We start from the raw sequence: 20,480 nt of genomic DNA on the forward strand, positions 1-20,480 counted from the left end.
ATCAACAACTGGTCGCGGGGGCCGGGGTCGGCGTGGAGGGCAGGCTCGGCTCGGCGGCCGGCGACGGCGGGCTCGCCGAGTGCGCCGGGCCGCTGGCCGGCGCGGACGCGCTGCCGCTGGAGCTCGCCGCCACGGAGACGGGCGCCGAGAACGACTCCGAAGGCTGCGTCGGCGGGCAGTCGTCCTGCTTGTGCGAGGGGTCGCTCGGGTCCTCCAGCGCGGCCATCTTCTCCTGGGCCTTCTCCAGGCTCTCGACCTGGATGCCCTGTTTGACGGTGCCCTGTGCGGCCGGTGTCAGGTCGTCGAGCGTCAGCGTGGCGCTCTCCTGATACACGTGCCCGAGCTTCAGCCACGCGATCTCGCCGGGCACGCCTTTGAAGATCGCGACCCGGCCACTTTCGGTGGCGCCCACGTAGTACCGCGACTGCGTGACGCTCCAGCCATACCAGAGTCCGCCGCCGAGCAGCCCGAGCAGCACCACGAGAAGGATCGTGGTGCGCACCGGATGGCGCCGGGAGCGCTGCTCCTCCCCGTCCTGGCGGCCGGCGACCGAGTCCTGCGGGCGTGGCTGCTCGTCCTGCGGCACAGGCGGGCGCGGCGCGGAGAGCGCGGCGCCCCGGGCCGAGGACATCGACTGGTCGGCGGAGGTCGCCATGCCCCGGTCCTGCGCCGCGGCCCCGCCCACGATCGGCCGCTCCTCGACGATGTCCTCGTCGGTGACGTCGGCGACGATCACGGTGATGTTGTCGGGGCCACCGCCGCGCAGGGCCAGCTCGATAAGCCGGCCGGCGCACTGGTTGGGGTCGACGTACTCGCGCAGCGTCGACTCGATGGTCTCCGCGCTGACCACGCCCGACAGCCCGTCGCTGCACAGCAGATACCGGTCGCCGGGCTTGACCTGGCGCACCGAATACTCGGGGTCGGCGTCGCGGCCGTCGAGCGCCCGGGTCAGCAGGGAGCGCTGCGGGTGGCTGTTGGCCTCCTCGATGCTGATGCGGCCCTCGTCGACGAGCATCTGGACGTATGTGTCGTCCTTGGTCACCTGGGCGAACTCGCCGTCGCGCACCAAATATGCGCGGGAGTCGCCGATATGGACCATGCCCATCTTGGTGCCGGAGAACAGCATGGCGGTCAGGGTCGTGCCCATGCCCTCCATGGCCGGGTTTTCCTCGACCGCGTCCCGGATCTGCTGGTTGGCCAGATCGACCGCGTTGCGCAGCGTGTCGATCATGGCATTGCCGGGCACGTCTTCGTCGAGCGGCGCCATGGTGGCGATGACGATGTTGCTGGCGACGTCACCGGCGGCCATGCCGCCCATGCCGTCGGCAACGGCGAGCAGCCGCGGTCCGGCATAGACGGAGTCCTGGTTCCCGCTCCGGATCAGACCGCGGTCGCTGCGAGCCGCATAGCGCAAGGTGAGGGTCATGACCGTAACTCGAGAGATGTGCGGCCGATGCGAATCGGCACGCCGAGGGGGACGGGGGTGGGTGCGCTGACCTTGGTCTTGTCGAGGTAGGTCCCGTTGGTCGAGCCGAGGTCCTCGAGATACCACTGGCCTGCGCGCGGCACGAGGCGGGCGTGCTTGGACGAGGCGTAGTCGTCGGTGATCACCAACGTCGAGTCCTCGGCCCGGCCGATGGTGATGGGCGCCTCGCCGAGGGTGATGCGAGTGCCCGCCAGCGCACCGGCGGTGACGAAGAGCTGGTTGGCTGTCTTGCCGCGCTTGACCTTCGCCGGACGGCCGGGAGTCGTCATCGCACCGACCCCCCGAGGCGCGGCGACGATCCGGCTCGAACGCGAGCCCGCGAACAGATCCCGGCGAATCACTCCCACCACCGTGAATACAAAGATCCACAGCAGCACGAGCAACCCATACCGGGCAACCGTGATGACGAATTCCATCTACGACGCGCTCATTCAGATCCGCCTACGTGAAGTACGGTCATCCATCCACGCGGTAGGTCAGCGTGGTCGTGCCGAGCTGGATCATGTCACCTGGGTTCAACGCGACCGCTGAGACGCGCTGTCCGTTGACCATCGTGCCGTTCGTGGAGCCGAGATCGGTCAGCACGACCTGCGCTCCGTCGAAGTCGAGCCGCGCGTGGCGCCGCGAGATACCGACGTCGGGGAGTCGCATGTTGGCCTGGTCGCCCCGGCCAATCACGGTCGAACCAATCGACAGAGGGTAGCTTCGCCCGTCGCCGGACACCAGTCGGACGTTGCGGGCCGGGCCGCCGGGCGGGGGGCCATAGCCACCGCCACCCTGGTCGTAACCGCCGCCACCCTGGTTGTAGCCGCCATACGGATCCGGGGTCGGTGGCGGTGCGACATCGCCGCCGGTGTAAACCTCCGCGGTCACCCGGAACATGCCGGTGTCAAGGCCGTCGCCGCGCTCGATCTCGACGATGACATCGCCATACACCGTCCAGCCCTGCTCACCGATGAACTCCGCCTGCGACTGGGCGAGCTCCTGCGCGAGCGCGGCGGCATACGGGGCCAACCGACTGTGGTCATAGGGCGACAGGTCGATCACGTAACGATTCGGCACGAGCGTGCGCCCGCCGGCCAGAATCGCCTTGTGGGCTTCCGCCTCCCGTTGCATGGCGTTGAGGATCTCCACGGGGTGGACGACCCCCTTGAAGACCTTGGCGAAGGCCCCCTCAACCAGGCCCTCTAGGCGCTTCTCGAAGCGCTGCAGCACACTCACCGGTTCCTCCTCGGGTTCCGAGGTCATGATGGTATCCGGACGTCGCACGCCCGTATGCAAGCTGACCGGTTGGCCCGTGCTACTCTTCCGTGGCGCCCAGGGAAGCCTAAGGCCTACCCGGTGATTTCGCCGAGTAGGTGCGAGGTATGCTCTGACGCGCCAGGCCACGAGGTTACTCGTGACCAGGGGAAGTGGCGGAATGGCAGACGCGCACGGTTCAGGTCCGTGTGCCCGAAAGGGCGTGAGGGTTCAACTCCCTCCTTCCCCACCGCCGAGGGTGGCTCCTGCTCAGTGGCAGGGGCCACTTCGCCATTTCGGCGGTGGATCCTTTCCGCTCGCTTCGCTCGCTCAAGGTGGGGGGCTTCGCCCACCCACACCCCCCTTCCCGGTGGCTGGGGCTCGTGCGTCGCTCGCGCTCCTTGCGCCTTCGCTTCGCTTGGCTGCTTTTTGGCTCCGGTTCGTTTCAGTTGCGGGGCGTTGCTCCCGTCAGACAGCGGTCGGCGCTGGGGCGCCTTCCTGCCTGGTCCGTGGGGCAAGAGCATTGGCTGGCGGCCCTTCCCGCCTTGACAGAACCTACTGTTGGGCGCGGGTATGCTGCTTTGGTTTTGGATGTCGTCTCTGGTGGGGGTCTGGCTCGTGAGTGTCGCACTTGTTACCGGGTCGGCCGGGCTCATCGGGTCGGAGGCCGTCCGGCACTTTGCCTCGCTAGGGCTGGATGTCGTGGGGATCGACAACGACATGCGGAAGCGGTTCTTCGGGTCCGAGGCCTCCACCGCTTGGAACGTTGTCCGCCTTACGAGTGACCTCGGGGACTCCTACACGCACCATGACGTCGACATCCGGGATCGCGATGCGGTCGCGGGGATCTTCAAGCGGTACGGCAAGGACATCGCCGTCGTGATTCACACGGCCGCGCAGCCCTCGCACGACTGGGCGGTGCGCGACCCGTTCACCGACTTCGACGTCAACGCGGGCGGCACGCTCAACCTCCTGCAGAACGTGCGCGAGCACTGCATCGAGGCGCCGTTCATCCACTGCTCCACCAACAAGGTCTACGGGGACCGGCCCAACTCGCTGCCCTATCAGGAGCTCGAGACCCGGTGGGAGATCGAGCCGGGGCACGAATACGAGAACGGCATCAAGGAGGACATGTCGATTGACGCCTGCCTGCACTCCGTCTTCGGGGCCTCGAAGGTCGCCGCGGACGTGATGGTGCAGGAATACGGGCGGTATTTCGACATGAAGACGGCCTGCTTCCGCGGTGGCACGCTCACCGGGCCGGCGCACTCGGCCACCGAGTTGCACGGGTTCCTCGGCTACGTCATGCGCTGCAACATGGAGCGGCGGACGTACAAGATCTTCGGTTACAAGGGCAAGATGGTCCGCGACGCGATCCACTCTCACGACGTCGTGTCCGCGTTCGAGGCCTTCTTCCGGGCGCCCCGCAGCGCCGCCGTCTACAACCTCGGTGGCGGCCGGCACTCGAACACCTCGCACCTGGAGGTGTTCAAGCTGGCCGAGCGGATCACCGGCAACGAGATGATCAGTGAGTATCACGAGGCCAACCGGGTCGGCGACCACATCTGGTGGATCGGGTCCAACGAGCGGTTCCAGCAGGACTACCCGGACTGGAAGCAGGTCTACGACGTACCGACGATCTGTCAGGAGATCTACGAGGCCAACGTCGGTAAGTGGACCCCGGAAGCCTGAGACGGGTCGGGATCGACAGTGATTGACAGAGGCAAGCGAAACGTTCTCGGCGTCGACGTCAGCGCCGTCGACTACGACAGCGCCGTCGGCAAGGTGATGAGCGCGGCCCACGAGGGACGCCCACTCGCCGTCACCGCGCTCGCCGTGCACGGCGTGATGACCGGCGTGCAGGACAAGGCGCACGGCGCCCGGCTCAACTCGTTCGACCTGGTGACCCCCGACGGCCAGCCGGTGCGGTGGGCACTCAACCTGCTGCACCACGCCCGCCTCGCCGACCGCGTCTACGGCCCCGACCTCACGCTGAAGGTCCTGGAGGCGAGCGCCGCGGATGGCCTGCCGGTGTACTTCTACGGCTCGACCCAGGAGACGCTGGACCGGCTGGCACAGAAGCTGCAGGAGCGGTTCCCGGCCCTGAAGGTCGCCGGTATGGAGCCCTCGAAGTTCCGCCAGGCGGAGGCCGGCGAGCCGGAGCAGATCGCCGCCCGGATCAAGTCCTCGGGCGCGCGCGTGGTCATGGTGGGCCTTGGCTGCCCGCGGCAGGAGGTCTTCGTCTACGCGATGAAGCCCCTCGTCGACGCCCCGATGCTCGCCGTGGGCGCCGCGTTCGACTACCACGCCGGCGGCCTGAAGAACCCGCCCGCGTGGATGCAGAAGTACGCCCTGGAGTGGCTGTGGCGCCTCGGGCTCGAACCAAAGCGGCTGTGGCGGCGGTACATCCTGCTCAACCCGAACTACCTGGCCCGGCTGGGCGCGCAGAAGGCCCGCCTGTGGCGCGCGACCCCGCCACCGCCGGCCACGGAACCTCTGAAGACCTTCGCCGTCTGATCAGCTGTGAATGGCCTCTGAGTGTGCTCTGAACGAGCTCTGAGCAGGCTCTGCGCAACCTCTTGAAACGCCGATGGGCGCCCCTCTGGGCGCCCATTCGCGTCGTTCCACGGTATGCGGATGTGTCCGAAATTGCCGGAAATATCACATCAATTCTGGGCCGGTCGCCGTCGCAGTGGGCTCTCAGCGGCCCGTGATGGCGTCAACCTTGGCGGTGCGGCGCTTGAAGGTGCCCCGCTTGTCGAAGGCGCGCTCGGCCGGTCACAGCATGAGCGCCAGCGGCGCGGCGATGTACCAGCGGTCGAGCATCACGTAGGCGACGATGTTCGCGACGACGCCGAGCGCGTACAGACCGATCAACCAGTCGACTCGCTTCTTGCCGATGCCACGCTTGTGGTAGGCGTCCAGGACGCCGAAAGCGCCGATGCTCAGGGCCAGCAGGCCGCCGCCGCTCACGAGCGCGAAGATCAGATCTGACACGTCACTCACCCCTGCATCCCCCTCACCACCGGCAAACTCCGACCAAGCTAAGCGGACATTTCAAGATCGACCATCAACTTTGCGAAAAGCCACCCGACCGAACGTTGCGCGACCAATCGGACATTCGGCCGATTTCACTGATCTTGCGCAACTGCCCACATCGGCCGCTATCCGGCGGTCTTGAGAGAGATCCGTGCCCTACTCGCGGACGCCGGCCGCGCCCCACGGGTCGAACAACGCCGGAGCGGGGTGCTCATGACGGGCTCCGGCCGCGCTCGGCGCACCCCGGAGCCCGTCCGACCTCCCCAGGTCGAGTCCTCCCTGCTTTTTACAGGGTGCGGATCGACCTGTCGATAGACAGGCAGGTGCGTACGCTCGCGTTACTTGAGCGGCCGCGCCTCCTGCGAGTAGATCAGCTTGAGAATGCTGTGGGCCGCCTCGAACCAGCGGTCCAGCCAATCCTGCTGCGGCGGCGTGCCCTTCGGCGGCAGTTCCATCAACAGGCCGCGCAGCAGCGGGTGGTCGGCCAAAGAGCCGCTCGGCGTGTCCACCCACGAATCACGGCCGAGCATCGGCTCGGTGAGCGGCCCGCTACCGAGCGATCCGGCGCTGAACGCGCCCCCGGTCAGCGGTCCGAGATCCGCGACGAGCGAGGGCTCGGGCGGCGTCATGTCCAGCGGCATCGACGCCTGGTCCAGCGGCGAGCCGTTGGGCGGCGACAGCTCGTCGAGCGGCCCGTCGCCGATGCCGTCCCGGCGACCGCCCGGACGGTAGCTACCCAGTTGCCCGGAGAAACGGTCGTCGATCTTCGACGATCCGTTGGCGAAGTTTTCGGGGCCAATGCTCACAGTAGGAAGCCTTATCTCGCTCGGGGAAGTACTGCAATACGGTGCGATTCGCCGAAAACGGCCGGCCCGCCCCGCAGGCGTTACGCCGCGGAACGGGCCGGCCGGTCGCGCCCGGCGTGCGATCACGCCAGGTCGAACTCGCCGTCCTTGGTGCCGTCGACGAAGGCCAGCCACTCCTCCGGCGTGAACAGCAGTACCGCTCCGGCTCTGTCCTTCGAGTCGCGGAGGGCCACCGCGCCACCGACGAATGCGACCTCGACGCAGTTGTCCGAGTACGGACCACTACGGGTGCTCTTGCGCCACGCCGCACCGTCGAGGTTCACGGCGAAGCCCTTGGCTTCGATTTTCACTACAGCTCCTTTGCCAGCTTCACGAACATCGACACTGACTCGTCCGGACGGAGTGCGTTGGCGCGCAAGCAGTCAAAGATGAATCCGTAGCGCTGCAGCTCGTCGTCCTTCTCGAGAAAGAGACCGCCAGCCGCATTCGAGGCGAACACGAAGCTCTGCCCGGCGGACTCGTCGTACAGCAACGTCGTGAAAGCCCCGTCCATCCCGGCGTGTGCGCCGGCGGAGAAGGGCAGGACCTGCAGGGTCACGTTCGACCAGGTCGCTACCAGGCTCAGGTGCTCAAGCTGACGACGCATGACCCCACCTCCCCCAACCGGACGGTGTAGGACGGCCTCGTCCAGCACCACCCAGAGGTCGATCGGGTCATCCTGAGTGAGCAACGACTGTCTGCCCATACGGACACGCACCCTCTTCTCGACCTCGGCGGCGCCGATGTCGGGACGGGCGGCGTAGATCATGGCCTGGGCGTACTCCTCGGTCTGCAGCAGACCGGGAACGACCAAGGCCTCGTATGAGCGGATGTGATCGGCGGCGGCCTCGAGCCCCACGTAGGCGCCCGTGAGCACATCACCGTACAGCTGCCACCAACCCTTCTGCCGCGCCTCACGCGCGAACTTCAACAACTGGTCGGCGTACCCGGGATCTACGCCGTAGATGTCCAGCATGTCCCGCACGTCGCGCGGGGTCACACCGGTCTGACCCGTCTCGATCCGCGAAATCTTGGATCCGGAGCACTCCAGCCGCTCGGCGACCTGGTCGATGGTCACGTGCGCGGCCTCGCGCAGCCGCCGCAGCTCCATCCCCAGTTGCCGGCGCCGGAGGGTCGGGCTGCCTCGTCGACTTACCACGTGTCGCACCTCCGCGCCGCCGGACCTACGTAGATAACTTACGTATAGATCAGCGCAACAGCGTAAAGCCGCGCGCGGCGACTCGGCACGGCATTCGGCGACTCATACCCATGGCGGAAACTTCGTCTTGCAAGTTGCATTGATCCCTGTTCTCGGGCAACCTGTGCGTGTGGCTGGGGTTACGGATTGTTCACTTTCCTTAACAATCCGCCTCCAGTGGACGCAGCGACCAACGATCGGACCGATCGGCGGTTACGGACCCGCCCCCGCGACGAGCACCGTGACCGACCTTCCCCCTCACAAGCCGACCGAAGACAGGAGTCCCACCGTGTTACCGAGAACCGGTGACGTGCTGCGCGTGACCAAGGCCGCGAGTGTCCAGTTCACGCAGCCGATGCTGTTCCGGGTGATCAGAGTGCACGACTGGCAGACGTATGACGGATGGGCCTGGCTGGACGGATACCAGCTCAACGCGGCGGGCGACGCGGTGGAACGCCGCTCCATCTTCGTCCAGCTCCAGGGCCTGCAGCCGGGTTTCGCGGCCCGCACCCAGCGCGCCACAACACCGGCGCGCGCGGGCGTGCCGGTCACGGTCGGCTTGAGACCGCTCGCCAGGGTCGGCCGCCGGGCGGCCGACCCCGCGCCCCCCTCATGCGTCGCCCCCGCGTCCCAGCACGTCTCGGGTCAGCCGCTGGCGGACGCGCTGGGCTGCGGCTGCGGCTTCGGCTTGGACGACGCCGGTGACGGCGACGGCGACGGGGCGGCCGCGACGATCAGGGTCACCGTGTCGCCCGCCGTCACGGTCTCGCCCTCGCCGGGCCGCGACGACAGCACCTCGCCCGGCGGCAGCGAGTCGTCGACCCGCCGCTGCACGTCGAGGTTGAGCCCGAGCACCTGCAGCCTCACCGTCGCCTCCGCGAGCGTGTAGCCGCGTAGCGGCGGGATCACGACCCGCCCGGGCGGCGACGCGGCGCTCGACGTGGCCGGCGCCTCCGAGGCCGGCGCCGCCGACGACTCGGGCGGCACGCTCGACGGCGCCGGCGCTGAGGCCACGGTCGTGGCGGGCGTCGGGTCCACCCCGCCGGGCGCGTTCTGCCCGCTCGCGGTGGCGCGATAAATGAGGTACAGCCCGACGCTCAACGCCCCGACGAGCACGACCGCGATGACGCCGACGATCACCGGGCTGTACCAGGATCGCCCCTGGTACGGGTCCTCTTCCCCGCCCGCCCACTCCTGCGGCGCGGGCCGCCGCGGCGACGGATCGCCTGGCACCGGCACCCCGGCCCGCGCCGACCACCGCTCGCCCACGTGCTCGTCCCGGCCCGCAGGCCGCTCCAGCCGCGTCACGTCCGGCGCCCGATAGGCCCGCGTCGCTTCCGAAGGCCGGTCGACCCGAATCGTGTCCGGCGGCCCGCTGGCCCGCGTGGCCTCGTCCGACCGTCGGTGCACCTGCGTAGCCTCATCGGCCGGCCGGTGCACCTGCGTGGTGGCGTCCGACGGCCGGTGCACCTGCGTGGCCTCGGCGTCCTCGTGACTCTCGCGCTCCGGCTCTTCGCCGTGGCAGTCCCGCTCGCCGTCCTCGCCGAACGGCCAGAAGGGCTGCGTCGAGGAGTCGTCGTCGTCGGCTGACCGGTCCGGGCTGTTCGCCATATCTCCAGTTCACCACCTCGTCCGGCCTACCCGCCCGCCCGGCGTCAGATGACTCCACGCGGCCTTCAGCACACCGGCGATCCGGCCCGATTTCTGGACTCGCCCGGGTGGACGGCTGGGCGTACGCTGCGCGGCATGGCGGCACGAAGCTGGGCAACCTCAATATTCACGGCGGTCGGCGTCGCGGCCGGCGCGGGTGCCGCACAGCTCGGCCTTGGCTACGGCCTGGGCATCATCTCCTGGCAGCCGACCGGCGACAGCGCCACCGTCTGGGTCAGCAGCCTCGCCTGGGTGGCGTGGCTCGCCGCGTCCTCGGCCGTCATCGGCGCCATCTGCGCCGATCGGCTCGCCGGCGCCGGTGCGCCCGTCCCGGCCGACCCGGACAGCGCCGGCGGACAGGCCCTGATCGTGGCCTGGCGGGTGGTGATCGCGCTCGCCGCCGCCGTCGGCTCGCTGATCATCGTGCCGCTGGTGGCCATCCCGGCGCGCACGCCGCGGCCGGACAACGTGGCGCCGTACTTCGCGGCCGGCGGATACGCGATCGCCGGCCTGATCGTCGGCCTGCTGGTCGCGGTCGGCGCGCTCGCCGCCCGGGCGATCGCCGCGAACATCATCGCCTCGTCCGCCTGGCTGTGGACGCTGGCCGTGGTCGCGGTCGCCGACGTCGTGCACGCCGACGGGGACACCGCCACCGCCGCCCAGCTCGGCACCTGGCGGTTCACCGACGCGACCTGGGTCCGCGGCATGGTCAACCTGCCCGGCGCCCTGCTCATGCTCGCCATCGCCCTGGTCATCGGCGTCCTCGCCGCCTGGCCCGCCGGTCGCCGCGGGGACAACCGCGTCGGCGTGGCGGTCTCCGGCATGGCCGGCCCGCTGCTGGTGGACATCGCCTACATCCTGGCCACGCCCGCCCTCGGCGAGCACGACCAGCACCTCTCGGCGTTCGTCATCGCGCCGTACGCGGTGCTGACCGGCCTGGCGGGGTCGGTCATCGTGTCGGCGATCGGCCCCCGTGGCTCCCTCGCCAAGTCCCGGGCCGAGCGCCGCGCGGCCGCCGCCGAGCGCGACGACCGCGCCGCCGCCGAGTACTCGGACTGGGCCGCAGCGCTGGCCGAGGCCGACGCCGCCCAGGCCCGACGCCACACCGACGATGAGTCGGACACCGACCCGCTGCGCCCGTTGAGCGGCTCGGACGCTTCCTGGTCGCGGGAGCCGGTCCCCGTCGGGGCCGGGCTCAACTCCGCCACCGACCTGGAATCCGACGCCTACGCGCCGTCGCAGGCGTACGGTAGTGCCGAGTCAGTCGGCCGCACGTACTCGTCAGACGCCGCCGGACGCGCCTACGCCGAGGACACCGCCGGCGAGGAGCCCGCCCCGGCCGGCTCGTCATCGTCGGCCTTGTCATCGTCGGCCTCGGCCTCGACCGGCGCCGGCACACCGCTCTGGCCGACCGACTCGACCACCGACATCGCGCTGGCCAAGTCGACGTCCCGGACAAAGCGCGGCCGCGGGAAGCCGGCCGAATCGCCCGCGAGCCACGGCGGGCTCGGGGAGCCGTCATCGTCGACGTGACCGTCTTCGAGCTTCCCGCACCGCTGCCGCAAACCGGTCTTTACGTGATATACCGACAACGGTCATGGTTCCGACGCGTGCCTGTTTCGGACCCCCGTCGCTCAGTACCCTTCCACAACATGTCTCCAGTTGCGGATCATGATCCGCGCAACGCCGGAGCGGGTTTCGCCGCGACGCTGCGGTCCCGCCGCCTAGCCAGGGGACTGACCCAGGACGAACTTGCCACGCGGGCCGGCCTGGGTGTGCGCACCCTCCGCGAGCTGGAGCGCGGCCGCGTCGCCCGTCCGCAGCGCAACACCGTGTCGCTGCTCGCCGACGCCTTGGACCTCACGGGCGCCGACCGCGAGGCGTTCCTGACCGCCGCCACGGGCCGCCCACCGATCCCGAACCCACGCGGCCCGCAGCCCATCCACGCCGGAACCGACGAGCTCGGCCACGCCTGCCAGGCCTGCCACGCCGGCCCCGCCCCACCCGCGACCACCACGCCGTGGCCCACACGGCCTGGCGCTGCGACAGCGCCCCCACCCGCAGCGCCGTGGCCCACACCGCCCGGCGACCGTTCGATGGCTTCGCCGGCGGGTCGCCCGCCTGATCACACGAGCACGCCCCAACATATGAACAGCGGCCCGGTGAGCACCGGCTTGCGACCCACCGCAGGCCATGGCAGCCTGATGCGCCACGCCCGCCCCCGGAATCCCGCGGCACCCGCCACCGACCGATCCCCCGGACGTCGCCCTTCGGAGCCGCACGGACACCAGCGACCCGAAGAAGCACACGGCCCAGCCCTCGGCGAGCGCGGCGCGACACCGCCGCTCGCGACACCGACAGGTGACCACGGCCCGACACGACCGCACGAAGCATCGACCGGCGATCACCGCCCGACGCCGCCATACGGGGCATCGACCGGCGATCCCGGCTCAACGCCGCCGCACCGGGCATCAACCGGCGGTCCCGGCTCAACGCCGCCGCACCGGGGATCGACCGGCGGTTTAGGTGCGACGCCACCGCACGACCCGGCCGTGGGTCCAGCCGTGGGTCCGGCCGTGGCCACGATGCCCGGTGGGCCGCCGACCACCCTGCCGCTGCCGACCTTGCCCCCGCTCATCGGCCGCGATGCCGACATTGCCGAACTGCTCACGCTGCTAGGCATGCCGTCAACCCAGGCGGCGGCGACCCGAGGAGCGGCGAACGCGATCTCCGGGCGAGGCGACAGAGGGCTCCACGGCGCCATGGGCGATGCCTGGGGAACTGACGAGAGCTGGGACAGGGGCGTCGCCGGTGCAGAGGGAGCATTCCCACGGCCCGGGTCGGCCGCCGAACTGATCGCACTCATCGGCATGGCCGGCGTCGGCAAGACTGGCCTCGCCCATGCCGTGGCGCACTCGGCGGCGGCGTCTGGCTGGACCGCCGTCTCAGTGAGCATCACCAACATATCCCAGCCCACCGACATTTTTTCCGCAGTCGCCGCCGTGTTCGGGGTCGCCCGGGCCGAGGAGCTGGTGGAGCGGTACACCGCCGCTGTGCCAGCTCTGCCCGCCCTGCTCGTCGTCGACGGCATCGACCGCTCGCCGCGCGCGGCCGTCGAGGCGATCGGCTGGCTGCGGGCCCGGCTGCCGGTGATACGCATCCTGGTCACCAGCCGCCGGCCCGTCGCGGCGGAGTTGCCCGGGGCCGTCGACTGGCAGGTCCAGCCGCTGGAGGTGCCGCCCGGTCAGCCGCACGTCGCCCTGACCGCCCTCGACGTGGCCGCGCTGCGCCGCGTGCCGGCGGTGGCGCTGTTCGTGGAGCGGCTCCGGCTGGTACGCCGCGAGCCCGCCCGCGACGACGAGATCCACCCGATCGCCGAGCTGGTTCGCCGGCTCGACGGGCTGCCGCTGGCGATCGAACTGGCAGCCGCCCGCTGCCGGGTGCTGGAACTGCCGGAGCTGCTGTCGCGGTACGGCAACCGGCTCTTGGACCTCGCACCCACGGACCCGGCGGGGCGGCGGCTGCGTGATGCGGTCGCGGCCAGTTATCAGCTACTCGCGGAGCGGGAGCAGGCCGCGCTGCGGCGGCTGGCGATGTTTCGCGGGCGGTGGTCCGTGGAGCTCGCGGAAGCGCTGCTCGACGGTGTGGCCGAGGACGTCGAGGCCGTCCTGGACCGGCTCGTCGGCCTCGGCCTGGTGAGCGTGCGCGGGCCGGGCGACCTGCGGTTCCGGCTGCTCGACGTGGTGCTCGACTTCGCCGCCGAGCGGTGCGCGGAGACAGGCGAACTGCGTGTCGCCCGGCTGCGCCACGCCGAGGTCATCACCCGCGTGGCCGTGCGCGCCTCGGCCGAGCTGACCGGCCCGGACAGCGCGGCTGCGGTCTCCCGCCTGGACTACCTCAACAGCGACATCCGCACGGCGCTGCGCTACGCCGCGGTCCGCGAACCGGAGACCGCACTTCGCCTGGCGGGAGCGATCCCGCGCTGGTGCCTGCTGCGCGGCCGGCACGTGGAGGCGCACCAGCTGCTGCGCCGGCTGCTCGACGACCGGCGCACGCGGGAGTGCGATCCCGCCGTGCGTGCCTTGGCGCAGATCGGCGCCGCCATGCTCGCCACCGCGCACGGCCAGGGGGTGAGCGAGCTGTGCGCGACCGAGGAGGCACTGTTGGTGATCACCGGGCGCGGCGACGTGGCCGGAGAGCTGACCGCGAGGGCCCTGCTAGCCGGGATCTGGCAGGCGCTCGGCGGCACCGACGAGGCGCGCCGGCACAACGAGCACGTGCTGGGCCTGGCCGTTCGCACCGGCCGGGTGCGCGAGATCGCCGTCGCGCAGAACAATCTCGCGTTCGACGACGTGCTGGCCGGCAACCTCGCGGCGGCCACGCGCCGGCTCACCGAGGCGGGCCGGCGCGCGGCCGAGGCCGGCGATGCGCGCATCCGGGCGCTCACCAAGGCGAACCTGGCCGAGATCGCACGGCTGGACGGGCGGTTCGACGAGGCGGTCGACCTGGCCCGTCGCGCCGCGGCCACGATCGCCGAGGTCGGCGACCCGGCGCACCGCGTGCGTGTGCTCGGTACCCTCGGCAAGGCGTTCGCGGAGACTCGCCGCCCGGCCGAGGCGACGGCGATGCTGGCCGAACTGGCCGAGCTTCCCGAGTCTGCGGGCGGCGCCGGTGCGGCGGCGATGATCGAGGGCTACCTGGCGCTCGCGCGGGGCGACCGTCCCGCCGCGGCGAACGCGTTCGAGTCCGCGGCCGACCTGCTCGCCGGCCGGGACGACGTCCGGAACGTGCTCGAGGCGCTCACCGGTCTGGCCGCGACCGCCGGGCCGGACCGGCGTGACCGCGCGTTCGAGGATCTGGCCGGCCTGCGGGAGCGCACCCACGCGACGCTGCTGCCGCGAGAGCACCGGCTGCTTTCAACCCTGAAGGGCACGGACGAAGACCCCCTGGGCGCGTTGACACGCCTGCCCACCTAGCTTCGTCCGTGCCGGCCCCGCCGGGGCGCGCCGAGCCTCCCCGGCGGCGAACGTTATCCCAGCAGAAAAGCCAAAAGACCGAGATTTCCGACTTGTACCCACAGTGAACTCGGACCTGCCGGTAATTCTGCCGGTGCACAACCTGACCCACAGCGACGGCATCCCGGCCCGCACCCGGCAAACGCCGATGAGGCATCGAGGCATGGGTCGGCGCATCGAGCGCCGCGGCGATCAGGCAGCGGGGCGCAGCGACGGGACACCCGAGGTGGCGTCCGGCCGGACCGCGTCGCGAATCGTGCGCAGGCCACGCAGCAGGGTGTCCAGCTCCGCCGGGCTCAGCCGTCCGGTGAACCACTCCTCGATCAGCGCCACGTGCCCGGGCAGCACGTCACGCATCTTCGCGAGACCGCCCGGCGTGATCACCGTGAACGAGCCGCGCCGGTCCGTCGGGCAGGCCCGGCGCATTGCCAGGCCGTCGCGCTCCAGGCGGTCCACGACCCGGGTCACACCGCTGGTGGACAGGCCGGTCTGCGCGGCCAGGTCGGTCATCCGCAGCTCACTGCCGGGCGAGCGGGCCAGGCGCACCAGCACCTCGAAGTCGACGGTGCCGAGGCCGTGCTCGGCCAGCTGGACGTTGAGCCGCGCGTTCACCCCGGTGAAGGCCTCCACAAACAGGCCCATGGCGGTGATTCGCGGATCTTCCAGCATCTCGTCGGCCACAGTGCCAGTCTAGCAGAGAACTTGACGAACAAGACTCTGCTGAGTGTACATTTGCTGAGGCAATCTTCTTCAACACCGCACAACCGAGGGAGTCACCATGACGGCACCCGCCAACACCCGCGAGTACCAGGGCCTCACCATCCCGGCGCCGGGCAAGTTCGAGCTCGACCCGGCGCACACCCGGGTCAGCTTCACCGCGCGGCACCTGATGGTGAGCAAGGTGCGCGGCGGTTTCACCAGCGCCAGCGGCAGCATCGTCATCGCCGAGAACCCGCTGGAGTCGCACGTCGAGGTGAGCATCGACGCGGCGAGCATCGACACCGGCGTGGCCGACCGCGACGGGCACCTGCGCGGCCCGGACTTCCTGCACGTCGAGCAGTGGCCGGCGCTGACCTTCAAGAGCAAGCGCGTCGTGGGCCTGTCCGGCAACGAGTTCAAGCTGGTCGGCGACCTCACGATCCGCGACGTCACGCGCGAGGTCGAGTTGGACGTCGAGTTCGAGGGGCACGCGAAGAGCCCGTGGGGCCAGGAGGTCATCGGCTTCAGCGCGACGACCGAGATCGACCGCGAGGAGTTCGGCATCACCTGGAACCAGGCCCTCGAGACCGGCGGCGTCCTCGTCGGCCGGAAGGTCAAGATCGAGATCGGCGCCGAAGGCGTGCGCCAGCCCTGAGCCGCCGCGCTCCAAGAAACCGGCAAGACAGAAATTTCCGAAGCGCCGGAGTTTGGTCATCGTGCAGAGGGTGGGCGAAATCTCCCACCCTCCGCAAGGCTTTGCTCACCGTCGGCTGCCGGTGTGTCCATTTTGTCCCTAGCGGTGCCTCTCGACTACTCCTAACGTGAGGGGTCCAAGAGGGGCCAGGGGGCAGGTATGGGCCAGGATGTCACACGGGGAGCCTTCTCGCGTGAGGACCGCGCTCGATACCGGCGGAAGGTTCGCCGCTGCCTCGATGTCTTCGCACTCATGCTCAACGATTTCCGGTTCGACTCCGATCGGCCGATGACCGGCCTGGAGATCGAGGTCAACCTCATCGATCCGGACGCCCAGCCGGCCATGCGCAACGCCGAGGTGCTCGCCGATCTCGCCGACCCCACGTTCCAGACCGAGTTGGGCCAGTTCAACCTGGAGATCAACGTCGCCCCGAGGGTGATCGAGGGCGACGGCCTGGACGTGTACGAGCGGGAGATCCTGGCCAGCCTCGTGCACGCCGACGAGCGGGCGAGCAAGTCCGACGCCCGACTGGTGCTCATCGGCATCCTGCCCACGCTGCGCCCGGAGCACCTGGTGCTGGCGAACATGTCCAACGACCCGCGGTACCGGCTGCTGAACGACCAGATCATCAACGCCCGAGGCGAGGACATCACGCTCGACATCCGCGGGCAGGAGCGGCTCGAAGCCCAGTCGGACTCCATCGCGGGCGAGTCCGCGTGCACGAGCGTGCAGTTCCATCTGCAGGTCGCACCCGAGGACTTCGCGATGTACTGGAACGCGTCGCAGGCGATCGCCGGGGTGCAGGTGGCGGTGGGGGCCAACTCGCCGTACCTCTTCGGCAAACGCCTATGGGCCGAGACCCGCATCGCGCTGTTCGAGCAGGCCACCGACACCCGGCCGGAGGAGCTCAAGGCGCAAGGCGTACGCCCGCGGGTCTGGTTCGGCGAGCGCTGGATCACCTCGATCTTCGACCTGTTCGAGGAGAACGTCCGCTACTTCCCGCCGTTACTGCCGATCACCGAGGAGGAGGACCCGGTCGCCGTGCTCGAGGCCGGCGGGGTGCCGCGCCTGGGCGAGCTGCGTCTGCACAACAGCACGATCTACCGGTGGAACCGCCCGGTGTACGACATCATGAACGGCCGCCCACACCTGCGCGTCGAGAACCGCGTGTTGCCGGCCGGCCCCACCGTGGTCGACCAGCTCGCCAACGCCGCGTTCTACTTCGGCCTGGTCCGTGCGTTATGCGAGCAGGACCGGCCGATCTGGACGCAGATGCCATTCTCGGCGGCCGAGGAGAACTTCCACACCGCCGCTCGCGAGGGGCTCGACGCGCGGGTCTGGTGGCCGAAGCGCGGCGAGGTGCCGGTGACCGACCTGGTGCTGCGCGAACTGCTGCCGCTGGCCGAGGCCGGCCTGGACCGCTTCGGGGTGCCGGCACAGACGCGGGACCGGCTGCTCGGAGTCATCGAGGGCCGATGTCGCACCGGGCGCAACGGCGCCGCCTGGCAGACCGAGGTCGTGCGTTCCTTACAGGAGCGCCATCGGCTCGAGCGGCCGTTGGCGCTGCGACAAATGCTGCTGCGGTACTCCGAGGGGCTGCACGAGAACGTTCCGGTCCACACGTGGCCGGTGTAGGCGGCGCCTACAGCCCGATCGAGCGCGAGATGATCATCCGCTGGACCTCGGAGGTGCCCTCGCCGATCTCCAGGATCTTGGCGTCACGGTACATCCGGCCGACCGGCGTCTCGTTCATGAAGCCATACCCGCCGTGCACCTGCGTCGCCTCCCGCGCGTTGACCATCGCCGCGTCGCTGGCCGAGAGCTTCGCGATGGCGGCCTGGCGCTTGAAGTCCCGCCCGTTGACGAGCCGGCTCGCCGCGTCGTAGTAGGCCAGCCGCGCGGTGTGTGCCCGGCTCTCCATGTCAGCGATCTTGAACTGGATCGCCTGGTACTCCCCGATCGCCCGGCCGAACGCCTGCCGCTGCCTGGCGTAGGCGACCGACTCGTCGACGCAGCCCTGCGCGAGCCCGACGCCGAGCGCGGCGAACGCGACCCGGCCCTCGTCGAGGGTCCGCAGGAACTGCGCGTAACCGCGGCCCCGCTCGCCGAGCAGGTTCTCCGCCGGCACGCGCACATCGTCGAAGCTCAGCTCGTGGGTATCGGACGCGCACCAGCCGACCTTCGAGTACCCGGGCTGGACGGTGAACCCGGGCGTGCCGCTCGGCACGATGATCGCCGACAGCTCCTTGCTGCCGTCCGGGTTGACGCCGGTCACCGCCGTGACCGTGACCAGCGCGGTGATGTCGGTGCCGGAGTTGGTGATGAAGGCCTTCGACCCGTTGATCACCCACTCGTCCGTCGCCTCGTCGAGCACCGCGCGGGTCTGGGTGCCGCCCGCGTCGCTCCCGGCGCCGGGCTCGGTCAGGCCGAAGGCGGCGAGGGCCTCGCCGGAGGTGAGCTTGGGCAGCCAGTGCTCCTTCTGCGCCCGCGTGCCGTACCGGAAGATCGGCATGGCGCCGAGCGAGATCGCGGCCTCCAGGGTCACCGCGATCGACGAGTCGACCCGGGCGAGCTCCTCCAGCGCGATGCACAGCGCGAAGTAGTCGCCGCCCATCCCGCCGCAGTCCTCCGGGAAGGGCAGCCCGAACAGCCCCATCTTGCCCATCTGGCGGACCAGGTCGTAGGGGAAGGCGTGCCGCTCGTAGTAGCCGCCGATCACCGGGGCGACGACGTCGTGGGCGAAATCGCGCACGTTGGAGCGCAGCGCCTCGAGCTCCTCGGTAAGGGTGAAGTCAACCATCGTGATCCCTCCTTGGAAGTCGGCGCTTCAGACGGGTGTCACGCCGTGACGACGGCGGGAGAACGCGCGGTCCTTGGCCCGGGCCGCGGCGAAGCGGCGCACCAGCTCACCCCGTAGCGCCGCCGGCTCCACGACGGTGTCCACGACGAGCTCGCTGGCCAGCCGCATGATGTCGATGTCGCGCTCGTACTCGGCGCGCTTCGCGGCGACGAATGCGGCCCGCTCGTCCTCGTCGGCGATCGCGGCGATCTTGTTGGCGTAGACGGCGTTGACGGCGGCCTCGGCGCCCATGACCGCGATCTTGGCGGTGGGCAGGGCGATCGTGGCGTCGGGCTCGAAGCCGGGGCCGGCCATCGCGTAGAGGCCGGCCCCGTAGGCCTTGCGCACGACCACGCAGATCTTGGGTACGGTCGCCTCGGAGATCGCCGTGATCATCTTGGCGCCGTGCCGGATGATGCCCTGCTTCTCCACCGCGGAGCCGACCATGAAGCCCGGCACGTCGGCGAGGAAGAGCAGTGGCACGTTGAAGGCGTCGCAGAGCTGGACGAACCGGGTCGCCTTGTCGGCGGAGTCCACGAAGAGCACGCCGCCCTTGAACATCGAGTTGTTGGCGACGACGCCGACGGTACGCCCGTCGAGGCGGCCGAAACCGACGGTGAGCTCACGCGCCCAGAGCGCCTGGATCTCGAAAAACGAGCCCTCGTCGAGCAGGCCCTTGACGACCTTGCGCATGTCGAAGGCCTGCCGCTCGTTGCCCGGGATCTCGGGCAGGCCGGTCTCGGCCCGCGCCTCGGCCGCCGGCGGCTCCGACGTCCAGCTGGACGGGAGGTAGGACAGATAGCGGCGTACGGCATCGATGGCTTCTTGTTCGGTCTTGCACAGAAAGTGCCCGACGCCGCTCTCGGCGCAGTGCACGCGCGCGCCGCCCATCGCCTCAAGGGTCGTCTTCTCGCCGGTGACCATCTCGACCATGCGGTCCGAGCCCAGATACATCGACGCGTTGCCCTCGACCATCGCCACGACGTCGCAGAACGCGGGGATGTAGGCGCCGCCGGCGGCGGAGGGCCCGAAGAGCGCGCAGGCCTGCGGGATGCTGCCGCTGGCCCGAACCTGGGTGTGGAAGATGCGCCCGGCGCCACGCCGGCCGGGGAAGAGCTCCACCTGGTCGGTGATGCGCGCGCCGGCGGAGTCCACGAGGTACACCATCGGCACGCCGGTGGCGTAGGCCTTTTCGATGATCCGGATGATCTTCTCGACGGTCCGCGCGCCCCAGGACCCGGCCTTGACGGTCGAGTCGTTGGCCATGAGGCAGACCGGTCGCCCGTCGACGGTGGCCGAGCCGGTGATCACACCGTCGGCCGGCAGCCCGTCGGCCAGCGCGTTGGCGAACAGCCCGTCCTCGACGAAGGACCCCTCGTCGACGAGCAGGGCGACGCGCTCCCGGGCGAAGAGCTTGCCGCGCGCGGCGTTGGCCGCGTGGTACTTCTCCCCGCCGCCGGCCTCGACCCGCTTGCGCGTCTGGTTGAGGGCATCACCCTCCATGGTGCGACCTCCGCGTCGGCTGCCTGAACGATCGTTCATACCTAACGATCGTTCAGGTTAGCCGACGCGGAGGCGAAATTCCAACATTCGCGGCGGACCGCTTGCGGATCAGGGGGATACCGCCACCAGCGTCAGCGGGAGGTCAGCAGGAGGAGGCCTGCGCCCCGCCCGAGCTCGAGGCGTTCGAGAGGCCCAGCAGCGAGACGGCGTTGCCGCTGATGTTGATCGGCAGCTGCAGCGTGGTGCCGAGCTGGTTGCCGTTGAGCAGGCCGG

18 protein-coding genes, 1 tRNA gene and 2 pseudogenes are annotated in these 20,480 nt (G+C 70.1%); 9 read left to right on the top strand and 12 right to left on the bottom strand.

Features of this window, described 5'->3' with window-relative positions; all coding sequences use genetic code 11:
• Position 1 precedes the first annotated feature (1 nt).
• From AB0367_RS28120 to AB0367_RS28130, 3 genes are read right to left on the bottom strand one after another with little or no spacing between them, the layout of a single operon-like run.
• A complete protein-coding gene (locus tag AB0367_RS28120; protein ID WP_366229449.1) occupies positions 2-1,426 on the bottom strand; it encodes a PP2C family serine/threonine-protein phosphatase in 1,425 nt (474 codons plus the stop codon).
• The gene (locus tag AB0367_RS28125) at positions 1,423-1,902 is read right to left on the bottom strand and encodes an FHA domain-containing protein (protein WP_366229450.1); all 480 of its coding nucleotides are present in this window, start codon (positions 1,900-1,902) and stop codon (positions 1,423-1,425) included. Before AB0367_RS28125 ends, AB0367_RS28120 begins: the two co-directional genes overlap by 4 nt.
• A 40-nt stretch (positions 1,903-1,942) precedes the next feature.
• On the bottom strand, positions 1,943-2,734 hold the full coding sequence (locus AB0367_RS28130) for a DUF3662 and FHA domain-containing protein (RefSeq protein ID WP_366229451.1): 792 nt from the start codon (positions 2,732-2,734) through the stop codon (positions 1,943-1,945).
• A 158-nt stretch (positions 2,735-2,892) separates the two neighbouring features.
• Here AB0367_RS28130 and AB0367_RS28135 point away from each other — a divergent pair.
• The 3 genes from AB0367_RS28135 (at position 2,893) to AB0367_RS28145 (ending at position 5,242) form a co-directional block, all read left to right on the top strand.
• Positions 2,893-2,975 (top strand) — tRNA-Leu (locus AB0367_RS28135).
• Between the two features lie 368 nt (positions 2,976-3,343).
• Complete coding sequence (locus tag AB0367_RS28140) at positions 3,344-4,417, top strand: NAD-dependent epimerase/dehydratase family protein (RefSeq protein ID WP_366229452.1); 1,074 nt, start codon at positions 3,344-3,346, stop codon at positions 4,415-4,417.
• An 18-nt stretch (positions 4,418-4,435) separates the two neighbouring features.
• Positions 4,436-5,242: a WecB/TagA/CpsF family glycosyltransferase gene (locus AB0367_RS28145; RefSeq protein WP_366229453.1), complete on the top strand. Its 807-nt coding sequence runs from the start codon at positions 4,436-4,438 to the stop codon at positions 5,240-5,242.
• Positions 5,243-5,503: 261 nt separating this feature from the next.
• Here AB0367_RS28145 and AB0367_RS28150 read toward each other — a convergent pair whose 3' ends face one another.
• The 4 genes from AB0367_RS28150 to AB0367_RS28165 form a co-directional block, all read right to left on the bottom strand.
• Positions 5,504-5,722: a hypothetical protein gene (locus AB0367_RS28150; protein WP_366229454.1), complete on the bottom strand. Its 219-nt coding sequence runs from the start codon at positions 5,720-5,722 to the stop codon at positions 5,504-5,506.
• A 380-nt stretch (positions 5,723-6,102) separates the two neighbouring features.
• Positions 6,103-6,570, bottom strand: a complete 468-nt coding sequence (locus AB0367_RS28155) for a hypothetical protein (RefSeq protein ID WP_366229455.1) — start codon at positions 6,568-6,570, stop codon at positions 6,103-6,105.
• A 122-nt stretch (positions 6,571-6,692) separates the two neighbouring features.
• A complete protein-coding gene (locus AB0367_RS28160) occupies positions 6,693-6,920 on the bottom strand; it encodes a DUF397 domain-containing protein (RefSeq protein WP_366229456.1) in 228 nt (75 codons plus the stop codon).
• Entirely contained in the window at positions 6,920-7,720 is an 801-nt protein-coding gene (locus AB0367_RS28165; protein ID WP_366229457.1) for a helix-turn-helix transcriptional regulator, read from the bottom strand. The genes AB0367_RS28160 and AB0367_RS28165 overlap by 1 nt, the downstream gene beginning before the upstream one ends.
• A gap of 376 nt (positions 7,721-8,096) precedes the next feature.
• Between AB0367_RS28165 and AB0367_RS28170 the strand changes: the two are divergent.
• A pseudogene (locus AB0367_RS28170) lies at positions 8,097-8,294 on the top strand (hypothetical protein); the annotation flags it as partial.
• Positions 8,295-8,452: 158 nt separating this feature from the next.
• Here AB0367_RS28170 and AB0367_RS28175 read toward each other — a convergent pair.
• Positions 8,453-9,418: a PASTA domain-containing protein gene (locus AB0367_RS28175; RefSeq protein ID WP_366229458.1), complete on the bottom strand. Its 966-nt coding sequence runs from the start codon at positions 9,416-9,418 to the stop codon at positions 8,453-8,455.
• A 135-nt stretch (positions 9,419-9,553) separates the two neighbouring features.
• Between AB0367_RS28175 and AB0367_RS28180 the strand changes: the two genes are divergently transcribed.
• The 3 genes and pseudogenes from AB0367_RS28180 (at position 9,554) to AB0367_RS28190 (ending at position 14,433) form a co-directional block, all read left to right on the top strand.
• Positions 9,554-10,990, top strand: a complete 1,437-nt coding sequence (locus AB0367_RS28180; RefSeq protein WP_366229459.1) for a hypothetical protein — start codon at positions 9,554-9,556, stop codon at positions 10,988-10,990.
• A 119-nt stretch (positions 10,991-11,109) separates the two neighbouring features.
• Positions 11,110-11,352, top strand: a pseudogene (locus AB0367_RS28185) (helix-turn-helix transcriptional regulator); the annotation flags it as partial.
• 657 nt (positions 11,353-12,009) lie between these two features.
• Positions 12,010-14,433, top strand: coding sequence for a tetratricopeptide repeat protein (locus tag AB0367_RS28190; RefSeq protein WP_366229535.1), 2,424 nt, complete (start codon positions 12,010-12,012; stop codon positions 14,431-14,433).
• Between the two features lie 231 nt (positions 14,434-14,664).
• Here AB0367_RS28190 and AB0367_RS28195 read toward each other — a convergent pair whose 3' ends face one another.
• The gene (locus AB0367_RS28195; RefSeq protein ID WP_366229460.1) at positions 14,665-15,153 is read right to left on the bottom strand and encodes a MarR family transcriptional regulator; all 489 of its coding nucleotides are present in this window, start codon (positions 15,151-15,153) and stop codon (positions 14,665-14,667) included.
• 97 nt (positions 15,154-15,250) lie between these two features.
• Between AB0367_RS28195 and AB0367_RS28200 the strand changes: the two genes are divergently transcribed.
• Both AB0367_RS28200 and AB0367_RS28205 read left to right on the top strand, forming a co-directional pair.
• Positions 15,251-15,826: a YceI family protein gene (locus AB0367_RS28200; protein ID WP_366229461.1), complete on the top strand. Its 576-nt coding sequence runs from the start codon at positions 15,251-15,253 to the stop codon at positions 15,824-15,826.
• 198 nt (positions 15,827-16,024) lie between these two features.
• The gene (locus tag AB0367_RS28205; RefSeq protein WP_366229462.1) at positions 16,025-17,500 is read left to right on the top strand and encodes a glutamate--cysteine ligase; all 1,476 of its coding nucleotides are present in this window, start codon (positions 16,025-16,027) and stop codon (positions 17,498-17,500) included.
• A gap of 7 nt (positions 17,501-17,507) precedes the next feature.
• Here AB0367_RS28205 and AB0367_RS28210 read toward each other — a convergent pair whose 3' ends face one another.
• The 3 genes from AB0367_RS28210 to AB0367_RS28220 all read right to left on the bottom strand — a co-directional run bounded on the left by AB0367_RS28210 (position 17,508) and on the right by AB0367_RS28220 (position 20,475).
• On the bottom strand, positions 17,508-18,665 hold the full coding sequence (locus AB0367_RS28210; protein ID WP_366229463.1) for an acyl-CoA dehydrogenase family protein: 1,158 nt from the start codon (positions 18,663-18,665) through the stop codon (positions 17,508-17,510).
• A gap of 27 nt (positions 18,666-18,692) precedes the next feature.
• Entirely contained in the window at positions 18,693-20,207 is a 1,515-nt protein-coding gene (locus AB0367_RS28215; protein WP_366229464.1) for an acyl-CoA carboxylase subunit beta, read from the bottom strand.
• Between the two features lie 142 nt (positions 20,208-20,349).
• Positions 20,350-20,475, bottom strand: a complete 126-nt coding sequence (locus tag AB0367_RS28220; protein WP_366229536.1) for a chaplin family protein — start codon at positions 20,473-20,475, stop codon at positions 20,350-20,352.
• Positions 20,476-20,480: the final 5 nt, after the last annotated feature.

The sequence above is a fragment of the Dactylosporangium sp. NPDC051484 genome (assembly GCF_040689395.1).
GTDB lineage: Bacteria > Actinomycetota > Actinomycetes > Mycobacteriales > Micromonosporaceae > Dactylosporangium.

Coding starts and splice junctions, on each gene's coding strand:
- AB0367_RS28120 (WP_366229449.1), bottom strand. CDS start 1,426: ATGACCCTCACCTTGCGCTATGCGGCTCGCAGCGACCGCGGTCTGATC.
- AB0367_RS28125 (WP_366229450.1), bottom strand. CDS start 1,902: ATGGAATTCGTCATCACGGTTGCCCGGTATGGGTTGCTCGTGCTGCTG.
- AB0367_RS28165 (WP_366229457.1), bottom strand. CDS start 7,720: ATGGAGCTGCGGCGGCTGCGCGAGGCCGCGCACGTGACCATCGACCAG.
- AB0367_RS28205 (WP_366229462.1), top strand. CDS start 16,025: ATGGGCCAGGATGTCACACGGGGAGCCTTCTCGCGTGAGGACCGCGCT.
- AB0367_RS28175 (WP_366229458.1), bottom strand. CDS start 9,418: ATGGCGAACAGCCCGGACCGGTCAGCCGACGACGACGACTCCTCGACG.
- AB0367_RS28130 (WP_366229451.1), bottom strand. CDS start 2,734: ATGACCTCGGAACCCGAGGAGGAACCGGTGAGTGTGCTGCAGCGCTTC.
- AB0367_RS28210 (WP_366229463.1), bottom strand. CDS start 18,665: ATGGTTGACTTCACCCTTACCGAGGAGCTCGAGGCGCTGCGCTCCAAC.
- AB0367_RS28180 (WP_366229459.1), top strand. CDS start 9,554: ATGGCGGCACGAAGCTGGGCAACCTCAATATTCACGGCGGTCGGCGTC.
- AB0367_RS28215 (WP_366229464.1), bottom strand. CDS start 20,207: ATGGAGGGTGATGCCCTCAACCAGACGCGCAAGCGGGTCGAGGCCGGC.
- AB0367_RS28200 (WP_366229461.1), top strand. CDS start 15,251: ATGACGGCACCCGCCAACACCCGCGAGTACCAGGGCCTCACCATCCCG.